This window comes from Vreelandella neptunia, assembly GCF_000712975.1.
Classification (GTDB): Bacteria; Pseudomonadota; Gammaproteobacteria; order Pseudomonadales; family Halomonadaceae; genus Vreelandella; species Vreelandella qaidamensis.
This window is the reverse complement of record NZ_JHQL01000003.1, coordinates 319,037-334,665: the sequence shown is the minus strand read 5'-3', so window position 1 is coordinate 334,665 and position 15,629 is coordinate 319,037. Positions and strand designations below refer to the sequence as shown.

Annotated in this window: 12 protein-coding genes; 4 read left to right on the top strand and 8 right to left on the bottom strand. The window is 52.2% G+C overall.

From position 1 onward, the window contains the following. Nucleotides 1-11: 11 nt before the first annotated feature. Complete coding sequence (gene pmbA, locus CR46_RS0109540; protein ID WP_030072264.1) at nt 12-1,352, bottom strand: metalloprotease PmbA; 1,341 nt, start codon at nt 1,350-1,352, stop codon at nt 12-14. Nucleotides 1,353-1,448: 96 nt separating this feature from the next. On the opposite strand from pmbA, the gene yjgA reads away from it, so the two are divergent. Then, nucleotides 1,449-1,970, top strand: a complete 522-nt coding sequence (gene yjgA / locus CR46_RS0109535) for a ribosome biogenesis factor YjgA (protein WP_030072263.1) — start codon at nt 1,449-1,451, stop codon at nt 1,968-1,970. Nucleotides 1,971-1,975: 5 nt separating this feature from the next. Here the strand turns inward: yjgA and tldD are convergent, their stop codons facing one another. From tldD to CR46_RS0109500, 7 genes are read right to left on the bottom strand one after another with little or no spacing between them, the layout of a single operon-like run. Continuing rightward, the gene (gene tldD / locus CR46_RS0109530) at nt 1,976-3,430 is read right to left on the bottom strand and encodes a metalloprotease TldD (RefSeq protein ID WP_030072262.1); all 1,455 of its coding nucleotides are present in this window, start codon (nt 3,428-3,430) and stop codon (nt 1,976-1,978) included. Continuing rightward, nucleotides 3,427-7,359 carry a YhdP family phospholipid transporter gene (locus CR46_RS0109525; protein WP_051690174.1) on the bottom strand — a complete coding sequence of 1,311 codons (3,933 nt, stop codon included), beginning with the start codon at nt 7,357-7,359 and terminating at the stop codon, nt 3,427-3,429. The genes tldD and CR46_RS0109525 overlap by 4 nt, the downstream gene beginning before the upstream one ends. A gap of 2 nt (nt 7,360-7,361) precedes the next feature. Next, nucleotides 7,362-8,825 (bottom strand): ribonuclease G, encoded by a 1,464-nt coding sequence (gene rng / locus CR46_RS0109520; protein WP_030072258.1) that lies wholly within the window; start codon nt 8,823-8,825, stop codon nt 7,362-7,364. 59 nt (nt 8,826-8,884) lie between these two features. After that, on the bottom strand, nt 8,885-9,508 hold the full coding sequence (locus tag CR46_RS0109515; protein ID WP_051690157.1) for a Maf family protein: 624 nt from the start codon (nt 9,506-9,508) through the stop codon (nt 8,885-8,887). 50 nt (nt 9,509-9,558) lie between these two features. Further along, a complete protein-coding gene (gene mreD / locus CR46_RS0109510) occupies nt 9,559-10,047 on the bottom strand; it encodes a rod shape-determining protein MreD (RefSeq protein WP_030072254.1) in 489 nt (162 codons plus the stop codon). After that, on the bottom strand, nt 10,047-11,000 hold the full coding sequence (mreC, locus tag CR46_RS0109505; protein ID WP_030072252.1) for a rod shape-determining protein MreC: 954 nt from the start codon (nt 10,998-11,000) through the stop codon (nt 10,047-10,049). Before mreC ends, mreD begins: the two co-directional genes overlap by 1 nt. Before the next feature lie 23 nt (nt 11,001-11,023). Further along, on the bottom strand, nt 11,024-12,061 hold the full coding sequence (locus CR46_RS0109500; RefSeq protein WP_018915723.1) for a rod shape-determining protein: 1,038 nt from the start codon (nt 12,059-12,061) through the stop codon (nt 11,024-11,026). Nucleotides 12,062-12,290: 229 nt separating this feature from the next. Between CR46_RS0109500 and gatC the strand changes: the two genes are divergently transcribed. From gatC to gatB, 3 genes are all read left to right on the top strand, one after another. Continuing rightward, entirely contained in the window at nt 12,291-12,578 is a 288-nt protein-coding gene (gatC, locus tag CR46_RS0109495) for an Asp-tRNA(Asn)/Glu-tRNA(Gln) amidotransferase subunit GatC (RefSeq protein ID WP_030072248.1), read from the top strand. Between the two features lie 68 nt (nt 12,579-12,646). Beyond that, nucleotides 12,647-14,107 carry an Asp-tRNA(Asn)/Glu-tRNA(Gln) amidotransferase subunit GatA gene (gatA, locus tag CR46_RS0109490; RefSeq protein ID WP_030072246.1) on the top strand — a complete coding sequence of 487 codons (1,461 nt, stop codon included), beginning with the start codon at nt 12,647-12,649 and terminating at the stop codon, nt 14,105-14,107. Continuing rightward, complete coding sequence (gene gatB / locus CR46_RS0109485) at nt 14,107-15,561, top strand: Asp-tRNA(Asn)/Glu-tRNA(Gln) amidotransferase subunit GatB (protein WP_030072244.1); 1,455 nt, start codon at nt 14,107-14,109, stop codon at nt 15,559-15,561. The genes gatA and gatB overlap by 1 nt, the downstream gene beginning before the upstream one ends. Nucleotides 15,562-15,629 lie beyond the last annotated feature (68 nt).

Below are 15,629 nucleotides of genomic sequence, written 5' to 3'. Positions count from 1 at the left end.
TAAGCTTGTTACTAGCTACCCGCAATGGTCATTGCATCAATTAGCCAGCTACCCGTGTGAATGCTGCCACGGGTGTCTGTGTCATCGCCAACAGCCACTAAGCCCGCAAACATGCTATTCAAGTTACTAGCGATAGTGAACTCCTCGACAGGATGCTGCACTTCGCCGTTTTCAATCCAGAAGCCTGCGGCACCTCGTGAGTAATCACCTGTTACGCCGTTAACCCCCTGCCCCATTAGTTCAGTCACCCAAATGCCACGACCCATCTGTTTTAGCAAATCATCCCGGGACGTTAGCGGTGCTAGTAAACGTAAATTGCGCGCCCCGCCTGCATTGCCCGTGGATTGCATTCCCAAGCGCCGCGCACTGTAAGCAGACAACATATAACTTGCCACCGTACCTTGCTCAATAAAGCGGTTATTGCGCGTTTGAACGCCTTCTGCGTCAAACGGCGAACTAGCTGACGCTCCCACTTCCATAGGCCGCTCTTCTAAGCCAAACCAGTTTGGGAATAGCGAGCTACCTAAACGGTCACATAAGAAAGAGGATTCACGATAAAGTGCCCCGCCTGCCAATGCCCCCATCAAGTGGCCTATCAAACCGCTAGAAAGTGACGGATCAAACAGTACTGGGAAAGTACCTGTTGGCGGCCGTTGAGCGCCTAACCGACGTAGAGTGCGTGACGCCGCTTCGCGGCCCACCTCCTCAGGTTCTCGAAGCATGGCAGGATTTCGCGCTGACGTGTAATCATAATCACGCTGCATACCCTTCTCATCTTGGGCAATCAACATACAGGAGAGTGAATGACTGCTGCCCTTCTGGGTGCCCAGAAAACCATGGCTATTAGCATAAACACGAACGCCTTCGCCACTCGATAGTGAGGCACCTTCTGACTGATGAATACCCGCTACGTCACGCCCGGCTTTTTCACACGCTAGCGCCAGATCAATGGCCTCATCTGTTGTTAACGCCCAGGGATAGTGCACTTTAAGATCAGGTAGATCAGTGGCCATTAGCGCTGCATCCGCCAAACCAGCGGCAGGGTCCTCCCCCGTATAACGGGCAATGGCTAAGGCTTTTTCTACGGTCGCTTTAATTGACGCGCTGCTGGCGTCGGTAGACGAGGCACTGCCCTTGCGCTGACCAACGTATAGCGTAATGGCAATTCCCTGGTCGCGTGAAAGCTCGACAGTTTCTACTTCACCAAGACGTACGCTTACTCCAAGGCCTTGATCTACACTGGCGCCTACTTCAGCAGCATCTGCGCCTAATTTTTTTGCCAGCGCCAGCGCTTCTTCAGCACGCTGTGTTAATAATACCTGCTGGGCCGCTGCATCAAATGCTTGTGCCATATTGGCCTCCTTTTCGCCTGAATCGCATTGGCGAATCAATGTTATGGTCGCAGCCTGATATAATGCTGCAAACGAAACTAATTAGTGAGTTCTAGTATGCCTAAGCAACGCCCCGAGCCCTTCGATAGTGATGAACAAGAAGAGCGCCCCAGTAAGTCTCAACTCAAGCGCGAAATGCATGCCCTTCAGGCGCTTGGCGAAACGCTGATCGCTATGAAACCCGCAGAGCGAGCAAAATTTCCGCTTTCTGACGACATGTTACGCGCCATAGAAGAGACATCGCGTATACGCTCTCATGAAGGCCGCCGTCGCCATATGCAATATGTCGGCAAGCTTATCCGCAAAGAGGATCTTGCTGCCATACAGGGTGTTTTCGATGCTATCGAGCAGGAAAAAGAACAGCGTGACCATGCCTTTCACCGACTAGAAAAATGGCGCGACCGGTTAGTTGACGAAGGTGACAGCGCTGTTGATCTATTTTTGGCAGACTACCCAAACGCTGACCGCCAGGTCATACGACAATTGGTGCGCAATGCACGCAAAGAGCGTGAGCAAAGCAAACCGCCAACCAGTTCACGCAAGCTATTTAAACACTTGCGTGACACCCTGGCCCTATAAGCCCTTCATGATGATTGGGTACCGCCCACGGTCAGCTCATCCAGCTTAAGGGTGGGCTGGCCGACGCCTACCGGCACCCCCTGCCCCTCTTTGCCGCAAACACCAATTCCTGTATCCATTTCCATATCATGGCCGATCATTGAAACACGCCCCATAGCTTCAGGGCCGTTGCCAATTAAAGTGGCCCCTTTCACCGGCGCAGTAATTTTGCCATCTTCAATGAGGTAGGCTTCGCTGGCTGAAAACACGAACTTGCCTGATGTAATATCGACTTGGCCACCACCGAAACTGACCGCATAGATACCGCGCTTAACGCTTTTGATAATGTCGGCAGGTTCATCTTGGCCTGCCAGCATGACAGTATTCGTCATGCGCGGCATTGGCAAATGGGCAAAAGATTCACGCCGCGCATTGCCGGTTGGATTCATATTCATTAACCGTGCGTTCAGCTTATCCTGCATATAGCCGGTTAAAATACCGTCCTCAATTAGCGGCGTGTACTGCCCTGGCGTGCCCTCATCATCCACGCTTAACGAGCCACGGCAGTCAGCGACGGTTGCGTCATCAACGACCGTCACACCTTTCGCCGCAACACGTTTCCCCATGCGCCCAGCAAAAGCGGAACTGCCCTTACGATTAAAATCACCTTCAAGACCATGACCCACCGCTTCATGAAGCAAAATCCCAGGCCATCCAGCACCCAGGACCACAGGCATTTGTCCAGCAGGGGCATCAACTGCCTCAAGGTTAACCAAGGCTTGGCGAACAGCCTCTTTCGCATAGTATTCCGCTACGTTTTCATCTCGCAGTCTGGACATTGAGTAGCGCCCCCCACCGCCGGCACTGCCTCGCTCTCGACGGCCGTTTTTAGCTGCAATCACACTTACGTTAAAACGTACTAATGGGCGGATATCTGCCGCTAAGGTGCCATCACTGGCACGTACTAACACGACTTCGTAAGTACCTGATAATGAGGCGCTCACTTGACTAATGCTGGGGTCAGCCGCGCGTGCTATGCGGTCTGCTTCTTTCAACATTGCCACTTTTTCGTCAGCCGTAAGCCCCGCTAGCGGGTCAATTCCTGCATAACGACCAGCAGCGCTAACAGCCACTACCGGCTGGCCAGGCAGCTGCTTTCCGCTACGCACAATGCCCGCCGCGGTGCGGCCAGTATCCATCAACGCATCTGCGGTAATTTGATTGGAGTAGGCAAAGCCTGTCTTTTCACCTGCTAGGGAGCGCACTCCAACGCCACCATCGATGTTATAGCTGGCTTCTTTTACTTCACCATCTTCCAGCACCCAGCCCTCTTGCCAAGTACGCTGAAAATAGAGGTCAGCATAATCAATCCCCCCGCCCATGGCATAAGACAGCCCTGTATCAAGGGCATCTAAATCTAGACCACCCGGTGTTAACAAAATAGAAACAGCGGTGTTTATATCGCTTTTATGTGCGGTCATTGAGGGCCTTCTAAAGTAATCTGCGGCGACGTCCACGGACCTCGCACGCGATAATGAATAGTGGTTGCTTGGTCTAGTGCGTTACCAAAAAGCTGATCCGCTATAAAAAGAGCCCCACCCACAATGGGGGCTCCAACGGCAATGGCTGCGATAGGCAAGCTTTGGCTAATAGGTAGTGTGACGCCTAACCGTTGATCAAGTTCACGTCGTATAAGATTGACGCTTCCCGTCAAGGTTAGCGTAGTGGATGGTGCTTCAATACTCAGCGGCCCGCGCAGTATTAATTGACCTGCGGCGACATCTGCCGTGCCATGCACCCGATCAAATGCGGTTCCCCGCCCCGTAACGTCTGAAAAGTCAAAGCGCAAGCGGCGCAGAATATTGTCAAAATTAAGCAGGCCCACTAAGCGAGCCGGAGTAGACTCCAGGGTCACAAAGCGCCCGTCACGCACATCAGTACGGATATCGCCTTCCGCCCGACTTAATTCAAATTGCCAGGGAGCGCCTGGCCACGTGAGCGCCGCACTGACATCCGTGGTACGACTGCGCATGGCGACTGGTTGGCCTAGACGCTCTAATGCAGTACCCACGTCACCGCCTTGTATCGATACATCAGCACGAGTATGGCTATTGATTGCATTGCCTTCCCACACCAACTCTCCGCGGGCAGAGAGCTGCCCTAGTGTCAGGCCAACTGGGGAAAGGGTAAAACGTTGATCCTGAGTTTGCCAATAAGCGGTTAACGGTCCAAAACGCCCTTCGCCAAGGCTAATATCAGCTAACCGCAGTCTGCCATTAGGCAGTTGGTTAAGCCATTCAGGTATCGCACTTGTGGCAGCGTGTTGAGTTTCGACAGCATCCATCCAAGAACCTGGCGTCGGCGCACTGCTGTCATGCGCTGCGGCAGGCATATCAAATAATCGATCTACCTCTAGCGACGAGATAGCAATATCAAGCGGCAGCGCGCTATCTGGCTGATAATCCACTCGACCTGATACAAGATCACCACTTAACTGCATTGCTAAGCGCTTCCCTTCAATACTGCCTGTCGCCGCTAACTGACCAAAACACGCATCACGAAAATGCACGCAGGGCGTATTAACCATTACTGATATCGGCGTGCCCTCTCTATTGCCGCTTGCCGAAGACGACGCCTGCATGAAGGGAGACAACGCTTCCTGCCAGTCATCGAGAGGTAACTCATCAACATGCGCGGTCACTTTCCAGCCTGGTTGCGTCGGCCAGTTATCAGGTGCGACAGCACCACCAAGAGCAACCTCACCCGCCAGCTCGTCACTGCCAAGCTGCGCGCGGGCATTAACAATATCGGCTACTTGTGTTGCTAAACGGCCACTCGCAAAGTCTGCACTTAACCGCCATGGCCAAGGCTGTTCAGCAGGCTTACTAAACGGTGCCGGCAACCTACTAGTAATACCAAGCAAACGGCTTTCAAGGACGAGTGACGGTGTTGGCTGTAAATTGATCTGCCCACGCCACTGAGTACGCCCCTCGATCAGTTGGCGTGCCTGCTCAGAGGGAATGTCAGCTAATTGAAACAAAGCAGCGATATCAATATTACCGCTGAGGATAATACCATCGTCTGGAACGTTGATATCCGCATCTATAGAGCTACCTAACAGCTGACCTGACATCTGGCCAAGTAAGGCACTTTTTTCGCCTTGCTGCTGCCAAGTCATCTCCCCCTGGAGATTTTCTAGTGGAATATTGATAGGTTGAAAAGCAAGCGTTGAGAAATTTGGTCGAGCATTAATCTCTAACGCCAGTAAGTCTGGCGCGTTCAGCGGTAACGATAATGCGATCTCCCCTTCAACACTACCTTCAGCACGAACATCGTTAAGCAAGGGCATATCAATCTCTGGCATCGCCTGAAGAAATGCCAGTAGTGCATCACTATCACCAGAGAGACTTCCCGATAGATCAAGCCTCTCATCAGCCATCTTTAGCACCCCATCAGAAACGCCGATGCCAAGACTTTCAGCGTGCTGAATAGTCGCTTCCAACACTTGGTCTTGCCAAATCAACCTGCCCTCAACCTCCTCAAGCATCGGCCACTCTGGAGCAATAGGTAACCGTCCTTGCGTGACAGAAAGCGCCAACGTAGAGGAAAGTTGATCTGCAGGCTGCCTTTCTGAACTAGACTCTTCACCAGTAAAGGGGAGACTAAGCTTAAGCGAGCCATGGGAGACATAGCCGCCTATATCGGTTAATAGCCACTCACGAAGCTCAGGTTCGAGTATTTTAATGGGCAGCCACTGCGAAAGCGGGTAGTTAAGCGCATCAACATTCTCAAAACCAATATCAAGCCCGAACTGCCCCCCTTGCTTAGCTGCAATTAAACCAAACCCTCCGACCACCTCGGCCCCGTCCCACTCTAAGCGCAGATCTCTACCGCTAATCATGGTGCTCGGACCGTCATACACCCACTCCACCACACCTTCTGCATGGCTTAATTGCATGGGCGATTCAAATAATTCAGGGAAATTAAGCGAGCTGCCTCCAGCACTATTAAATGTTACTCTGCCTCGAAAGTCTCTTGCCTGTACCCAGGCATCTAATGGGCCACCACCTGGCGCTTGCTCCCAAGGCAGCACTGCCACATTGGTCAACGCCGCATCAACTCCCCAATGGCCTTCCTGTTGACCTAGACGCAAACCTTGCACCTGACCACGGGGAGATAAAGTTTGTAATACTCGGGTTAATGATTCAGGCAGTAAAATATAGTCACGCCAAGCAGCCAAAGAGGCCAGTTCAAAGGCACTGGTGCGTACTTCCCATTGATCAGGCTGATGAGTTAGGTACCAATGTCGCGGCAAGGCTGGGCCTTCACTACCTCCCTCAGGCCGCGCCCACTCAACGTTTTCAGCATTACCACTAAGCCACGCTTCGCCGCCCTCACCGTCTCGTTGCCATAAACCATTCGCCTGAATATTTTGAAGTACGGCGTATTGAATCTCGTGACGCAGAGTTAGCTGTGGAACATCGACAGCCAAACGCGCTTCATCCAAGCGCCCAGCGTGCCAGCGCCCCCACAGCTTAACTTCGCCTCCCGCTTGCTCTAAGGCCGGCATACTATCGGAACGTAAAACAGCGGCTAATGCCACTAAATGATCCAGCTGCATATCCAATTGAAGCGCCGCTGAAAAATCACGAAATCCCTGCTTTCCAGGCTGCATCTCAACGTTCATGGCAATGGCTGGCAGCGCTTCTTGTTCTTGAGCCTCTTGTTCTTGAGCTTCTTGTTCTTGAGCTTCTTGTTTTGGTGACCCTGCTACCTGCGAATCCTCGCCTTGAGATTCTAAGATCATGATCGCGCCTTCTAGGCGCGTCCGCCGCTCATCGCCATTGAGCAGTAAGGTAGGCGCATGTAAGGTAACGACTTGCTGGCTACCATGCAGCACTAACCGAGTATTATCGACCCACAGGCGCTGACGAAGAATAAGGCCAGCCCAGGCATCTAGTGCAGCTAAGTCAACGGTTGGCTCCTCGGACATCACAATCGGCAATTCTGCCGGTGCCGGCCAGCCCCAAGCAGCGTCGTCCTGCTGATAAAGATGAAACTCAAGCCCCGTAATACGCGCATCATTAAACACTGGCGCAACACTTTTTAGTGTCGCCCAGCCATCTAGACGTAAATGGGCATTTTCAAGGGAAACCAATGACTGCCCGTCATGCGCGGTTGAATGCACGCCTTCGAGCCGCAACACAAGATCGTTACGGGCCAACGAAAGCGATAGGTGCTCTATAGTAACGGGCACGCCTACCCGGGACTCTAATAACGCTTCTATTTTAGGTGTTAACAAGCTGGACTGGCTAACCAATAAGCGCGCTAGCAGCAACAAGACAGCAAGGCTTCCTAGCAGTGATGCAATCACTACTAGGCACCAGCGAGAGAATGAACGTAGCGCCATCATTACATTAGTACGATGTCGTACTGTTCTTGAGAGTAGTGTTGTTCTACTTGAAAACGAATGGTTTTATTAATGAACGTTTCCAGGTCGGCGACTGCTGCAGACTCTTCGTCTAACAGCCTGTCAACTACCGGTTGAGAAGCAAGCACCATGTACGTTTCAGCACTATAAGCACGCTCTTCACGAAGTATTTCTCGAAAAATCTCGTAACAGACTGTTTCTGGGGTTTTCAACGTGCCGCGCCCACTACACATGGGGCATGCCTCACACAACGTTTGTTCCAAGCTTTCTCGCGTACGTTTGCGGGTCAATTGTACTAAACCAAGCTCAGTCACGCCGGTACACTTCGTTTTAGCATGATCTCGCTCTAACGCCTTCTCCAGCACGCGTAACACTTGGCGTTGATGTTCGACATCCACCATGTCGATAAAATCGATAATAATGATGCCGCCAAGATTGCGTAGTCTTAGCTGGCGAGCAATCGCCGTCGCCGCTTCCAGATTCGTTTTAAAAATTGTTTCTTCAAGATTACGGTGTCCAACATAACCACCGGTATTAACATCAATCGTGGTCATTGCTTCTGTCGGGTCGATAACCAGATAGCCGCCTGACTTCAACTGCACCTTACGCCCAAGCGCTTTTTGAATCTCATCTTCAACACTGTACAAGTCAAAGATAGGTCGCTCTCCGGGATAATACTCGATGCGGTCTACTGCATCTGGCATAAACTCTTCAGCAAACTCGACCAGTTTGACAAAGTTTTCGCGGGAATCGATGCGTACTTTTTCAATATCGTCACGCATAACGTCACGCAACGTGCGCATAAATAAAGGCAAGTCGTCGTAGATTACACTAGGCGATGCTGCCGTTATTTTTCGTTCGCTTACTTTGCGCCAAATCCGCAGCAGGAAGTACATGTCGCTCGCTAGCTCTTCATCGACAACACCCTCCGCCGCCGTACGAACAATAAAACCACCGGTCACCTCGATGGTCTGCTCCTCTATCCCTGAATCAAGCAACGCCTTTAAGCGCTCCCGCTCTCGTTCATCTTCAATGCGTTGAGACACGCCATGATGAGGTGAGTCAGGCATGTAGACAAGATAGCGTGAAGGAATCGAGAGATGGGTCGTGAGTCTAGCGCCCTTGGTACCAATAGGATCTTTGGTCACCTGAACAACAAGCGCCTGCCCCTCATGCAATAGTTGGCCAATGGTCTGCTGTTCATCATTAGGCGTACCTGGCGGCATCACCTCATGGGCATGAATAAACGCCGCACGTTCTAGGCCAATATCAACAAAAGCAGCCTGCATACCAGGCAGTACGCGCACTACTTTGCCTTTGTAGATATTGCCTACAATACCACGCCTACGTGAGCGTTCGATGAGTGCCTCTTGCAAGACACCGTTTTCCACCAATGCAACGCGAGTCTCCATTGGCGTTAAATTGATGAGGACTTCACCGCTCATGCAAAATTCCTTATTGAGTCACAGTATCCTTGCCCTGACAGCAGGCGGCGAAACGGCGGTTATCTACTCTTATAGCAGCCCGACCAGATTGGCACCCCTTGTTGGCAAAGCAAATGCGTTGTTTCGTAAAGCGGCAGCCCGACTACTGCTGAGTGACTGCCCTTAATTTCTTCAACAAAAATAGCGGCTAACCCTTGGATAGCATATCCACCTGCTTTATCAGCAGGCTCACCAGTTTGCCAATAATCAGCTATTTCCTGCTGGCTTATCACGCGCATCTTAACGCTGGTAGTTACACAACAAGAGGATACACCCTTGGTACCAACCACAGCGACCGCTGTTAATACATGGTGACAACGCCCTGACAGCTTCTGAAGCATAACGGCAGCATCATGCTCATCAATTGGCTTACCCAATATTTGATTATCAATTACCACGGCGGTGTCAGCACCCAACACAGGGAGGGCTGTCCTTGAAGCGACCGCTTGTGCCTTGGCAATAGCCAAACGCTCTACATACGCCTGTGCAGATTCATCTTCAAGCAGCGTTTCATCTATGTCGCTCGGGATGACATCTGCTATTACGCCAATTGATGCTAACAAGGCCTTGCGTCTAGGTGACGCTGAGGCAAGGCATAACACGGGGGTCACCTTAGGGGCGACGACAGAACAAGACCCGTCCATTCCAACTCCAAGCTTGCTTATCCCACGATGACGTCGTGGAGTCTCAACCATCACGCATTAGCCAAACGCCGTTCGAGTGCTTTAAGCATGGTCGACCACCAAGGCCACAAAACAGCGCTAATCAATGACGGTATCAAAAAAGATAGGTGGATAGAAAACTCACCTGTTAACGTGCGTAACCACTGCTCTACCAACTGCACCAAGCCTAATAAAACCAAGACAAGAACAGACTGTTGCACCAAAGAATAAGCACGAAAACGGGGATAAACTAGCGCACAGAAAAAGGCTAACAGTGACAATATCAGTGCATGCTGACCAAGCGCTGTACCCTCAATCAAATCCAATAGGATGCCGATAATAAAGCCATGAAAAACACCTACTCTATCAGGTGTTCGCATGCACCAATAAACCAGCATTAGCCCTATCCACTCTGGACGGAATACTTGCCAACCTTCTGCTAATGGCATGACTTGTAAGCATAGCGCGAACACAAGCGTGAACCACACAAAGACAAGCGGCACCACTGGCATCTTTGCCATTATGGCACCTCCCGAGCAGTATCCTGCGGCACATCAATCTGCTGTAAACCAACACGCTGAGCAGCGTGCAACGCAGCGGGTGAAATATCCATATCCTCCCCCCAAATAGTATCCTCGATTTCTTCGCGGGGCGGCGGGAATAACAGGAGGAAGTGACGTGAACGCTGCAATTGCGCAGAAGGTTCTGCGGTCACTTGAGCAAAAGGTTGGCCTGGGTCGTGGTAAACATTCGTCACTCTCGCGACGGGGTGTCCAGGCGGGAAGCGTCCCGCTAAACCAGAGGTCGTAAGCAAATCACCTTCACGAATATCTGCCGTATCAGGCACATGCAGAACATTAACGCTGCCGTAACGGCCAGCGCCTTGCACAATGAATCGCAGACCGTTGCGATTGACTTGTACAGGTAACGCATGGCTAGCATCAGCTAACAGTAAGACACGGCTTGAATAAGCCGAGACAGAGGTTACTTGGCCCACTAAACCAAATGCATCAATGACTGGCTGTCCAACATAAGCGCCATTGCGGTGACCACGATCAACCACCATTTGGTGGCTAAAAGGATCGTTATCCAGCGACAGAAGTTCAGCGGTAATATAGGGGATATCGCGTCGCTGGGCGGCTTTTAGCAGTTCGCGCAGCTCAGCGTTTTCCGCTGTCAAGTTAGCTAACCGTTGGCCACGGTGTGAAAGCGTTAAAATTTGCTCCCGCAGGCGTCGGTTTTCATCAACAAGCGCTTGTTGATCCGATAACGCAAGTGCCCCCCAGTTCAGTAGGTCGCTAGGCACACTAACAACCCACTGAATGGGGGCAACAAGCATAGTCATTTGGGCGCGCACGTCTTCCATACGTGTAAAACGCTGGTCAACAAACATCAAAGCGCTTGCCAATAGCATACAGAAAAATAATCGGTACCCTGGCAAAGACCCGTGCGAAAATAGCGGTTTAATAGGCAATCCCCCGCGATAAACCGCTACGATCAGTCGCTCGACAGCAGCTCGAAAGTATGCTGATCAATCATCTCTAGCGCCTTGCCGCCACCGCGGGCCACACAAGTGAGCGGGTCTTCCGCCACGATCACCGGCAAGCCTGTCTCTTCAGCGATTAATTTATCGAGATCACGCAACAGTGCACCCCCACCGGTTAGTACCAAACCACGTTCGGCAATATCAGAGGCTAGCTCTGGCGGTGATTGCTCAAGGGCACTCTTAACTGCCGCCACAATAGAACCTAAGGTTTCTTGTAACGCTTCAAGAATCTCGTGGGAGTTCAGTGTAAAGCTGCGCGGAATGCCTTCTGCCAAGTTACGGCCACGCACATCAATTTCGCGTAATTCGCCACCTGGATACGCACAGCCGATCTCTTCTTTGATTCGCTCGGCAGTAGCTTCACCAATCAAACTGCCATAGTGGCGGCGCACATACGCAGTGATAGCCTCATCAAAGCGGTCACCACCAACGCGAATAGATTCTGAATAAACCACGCCATTGAGCGAAATAATGGCAATTTCGGTAGTACCACCACCGATATCAACCACCATAGAGCCCTGTGCTTCTTCAACCGGAAGCCCTGCTCCAATTGCCGCAGCCATCGGCTCTTCAATCAAAAACACTTCACGTGCGCCAGCACCTTCCGCCGACTCGCGAATCGCGCGCCGTTCAACCTGTGTCGACATGCAAGGAACGCATACCAAGACACGGGGGCTGGGCGTTAAGAAAGTGCTTTGATGCACCTTGCGGATAAAATGTTGAAGCATCTGCTCCGTCACGGTGAAATCGGCGATAACACCATCTTTCATCGGGCGGATGGCGGTGATGTTGCCTGGCGTGCGCCCGAGCATACGTTTTGCATCGGCGCCAACCGATGCGACGCTGCGCATGTTGCCAGACTGGCGGATAGCAACTACGGACGGTTCATCGAGCACGATGCCACGACCGCGTACATAAATCAGTGTGTTGGCCGTACCCAAGTCGATCGACAGATCGCTGGAAAACAGCCCCCTCAAACGTTTGAACATGGATGTTGTTACCTAGTGCAGACCGGGAACCCTGTGCGGATGCAAACGGTATCACCGCAACCCCTTGGCAGCAAGCACGAGTAGTGCCTAATACTGCCCGTTAGGGCCAATATGTGGTACCTTTTGCGGCTATTTTCTACGTCTGCTACACAAGACGAATTTAAGATGACCGTATGTATACCGCTTAACACGGAATATGTTCCATCACGATTGCGAGGAAAATTCGATCATGGCGCTTGAAGAATCTCATGTGCGCCGGGCCGCACACTTGGCCCGACTCGCCGTTAGCGATGACCAAGCCAGTGGTTTTGTCGACGATCTAAGCCGCATACTGGACATGGTCGACCAGCTACAGAGCCTGGACACCGATGGCGTTGCGCCGCTTGCGCACCCGTTGGATGCTACGCAACGCCTGCGCGCCGACGAAGTCACGGAAATTGATCAGCGCGACGCTTTCCAGCGCTGTGCTCCGGCAGTAGAAAATGGCCTCTACCTTGTGCCTCGCGTGGTGGAGTAACCAGATTACCACGCCTAGGCCGCTATTTTCTGCTCTTTCTATTCGCCCCCGAACGGAGCTTCCGGGTCATGCATGATAAAACCGTAACGCAGCTTGCTGCCGCCCTGAAAAGCGGTGAATTTTCCAGCCGAGAGCTGACTTCGCACTTTTTACAACGTATTGAGAAAGCTGACGGTTCCCTCAATAGCTTTATTACCGTCACCGCCGAGCAAGCCCTTAATGAGGCAGAAGCCGCCGACAATGCCCGTGCTGCAGGCAAGGCTGGCAAGCTAACAGGCATTCCCTTCGCACTGAAAGACATCTTTTGTACCCAAGGTGTTAAAACCAGCTGCGGCTCAAAAATGCTCGACAACTTCATCGCGCCTTACAGTGCTACCGTAGTAGAAAAACTCAACGCAGCGGGCACCATCAGTTTGGGTAAAACCAACATGGACGAGTTCGCGATGGGCTCTTCCAATGAAAATAGCTATTTTGGCGCGGTAAAAAACCCCTGGGACCTCACAGCAGTTCCCGGTGGAAGCTCAGGTGGCAGCGCCGCAGCCGTTGCAGCAGGCCTTGTACCTGCTGCGATGGGTACAGACACAGGCGGCTCTATCCGTCAGCCAGCGGCGTTTTGTGGCATCACCGGCTTAAAGCCTACCTATGGCCGGGTTTCTCGCTATGGCATCATTGCCTATGCATCTAGCCTCGATCAGGCTGGCCCTATGGCAAAAAGCGCTGAAGACTGCGCGCATCTGCTTAATGTCATTGCGGGACATGACGTGCGCGACTCTACCAGCGTTGCCCGCGGCGTTCCCGACTACACTGAAACGCTCAACGCCCCGCTTTCCGGCCTCAAAATCGGCCTGCCGAAGGAGTACTTTGGCGATGGTTTGGACGCTGACGTCGAAAAAGCGGTTCGTGAGGCAGTGAAGGTGTATGAATCACTGGGAGCGACCGTGCGCGAAGTAAGCCTGCCGCATACCCACTATGCGATTCCAGCTTATTACGTCATCGCACCCGCCGAGGCTTCCTCAAACCTCTCCCGCTATGATGGCGTGCGTTTTGGGCATCGCTGCGATGCCCCGGCTGATCTCATTGACCTCTACACGCGCTCTCGTGCGGAAGGCTTCGGTGATGAAGTAAAGCGACGCATTCTGATTGGTACGCACACGCTGTCAGAAGGCTTCTTTGACGCCTACTACACCAAAGCACAGAAAGTCCGCCGTTTAATTCGACAGGACTTCCTTGACGCCTTTGAAGATGTAGACGTACTGATGGGACCAGCATCGCCAACCCCCGCGTTTGACCTTGGCGCTAAGAAAGATCCGGTGTCTATGTACCTACAAGATATTTACACCATCGCCGTTAACCTAGCTGGCATTCCTGGCATCAGCGTTCCTGCGGGTTTTTCAAATGGTCGTCCGGTTGGCCTGCAAATTCTGGGCACCCACTTTGCAGAAGCACAGCTGCTAAACGTGGCGCACCAGTTCCAGCAAGCCACTGACTGGCACTTACAACGCCCTGCTTTTGCCGAGGAGAACGCCTAATGCAATGGGAAACCGTGATTGGGCTGGAAGTACACGTTCAGCTCGCGACTCGTTCGAAAATATTCTCCGGTGCCTCCACCGCCTTTGGCGCAGAGCCGAACACTCAAGCCTGCGCCGTTGACCTTGGCTTGCCCGGCGTTCTGCCAGTGCTTAACGAGCAAGCTGTCGCCATGGCTGTCCAGTTTGGACTTGCGGTACATGCCGACATTCCTGAAGTATCGGTATTCGACCGTAAAAACTACTTCTATCCGGATTTGCCCAAGGGCTATCAAACCAGCCAGATGTATCATCCGATCGTCGGCGCGGGTGATGTCGAAATCACCCTAGATGATGAGTCAACCAAACGCATCCGTATCCATCACGCCCACCTTGAGGAAGATGCCGGCAAATCGTTACATGAAGACTTTCACGGCATGACGGGCATCGACCTTAACCGGGCAGGCACACCGCTACTAGAAATCGTTTCTGAACCGGATATGCGCAGTGCAAAAGAGGCCGCTGCATATCTCAAAGCGATCCACTCTATTGTGACCTATCTGGGCATTTCCGATGGCAATATGGCGGAAGGCTCAATGCGCTGCGATGTTAACGTTTCAGTGCGCCCTAAAGGCCAAGAAGCTTTCGGCACCCGCGCGGAAATCAAAAACGTCAACTCGTTCCGCTTTGTTGAGCGCGCCATTGCCTTTGAGGTTGAGCGACAAATTGAACTGATCGAAGATGGCGGCAAGGTCGTGCAGGAAACCCGCCTGTTTGACCCAGAGCGCGATGAAACCCGCAGCATGCGCACCAAGGAAGAAGCTAACGACTATCGCTACTTCCCCTGCCCAGACCTTTTACCCGTAGTGCTAGATCAAGCCTACCTTGATCATCTTCGCAGCCAGTTACCAGAGCTACCCGCCGACAAGCGAGCGCGCTTTCAGACGTCGCTAGGCCTATCGGTTTACGACGCCCACGTGCTGTCTGCAAGTCGAGAAATGGCTGAATTTTTCGAAGAAGTACACCGCGTATGCGGCGATGCAAAACAGGCTGCCAACTGGGTACAAGGTGAGCTTTCAGGTGCGCTTAATCGAGAAAATCTAAGCATTCAAAACAGCCCTGTTTCTGCGAAACAGCTCGGCGAGCTGATTAGTCGCGTACTGGACGACACCATTAATGGCAAAGCCGCTAAGCAAGTCTTTCAGGCGTTGTGGAATGGCCAAGGTGATAGCGCCGATGCCATCATTGATGCAAAAGGCTTGAAACAGGTCACCGACACCGGCGCGATCGAAGCAATGATTGATCAGGTAATTGCTGACAGCCCCGCCCAAGTTGCCCAATATCGAGATTCGGAACCAGAAAAACGCGGCAAGATGATTGGCTACTTCGTTGGCCAAGTGATGAAAGCATCCCGTGGCACAGCGAATCCTCAACAGGTGAATGGCTTGTTAAAAGAGAAGCTAGACGCGCTGCTGTAGCACTAACCATCGATTCTCATCAACGTTAAAGCGGCTGCCGAGGCAGCCGCTTTTTTGTACTGTAAATA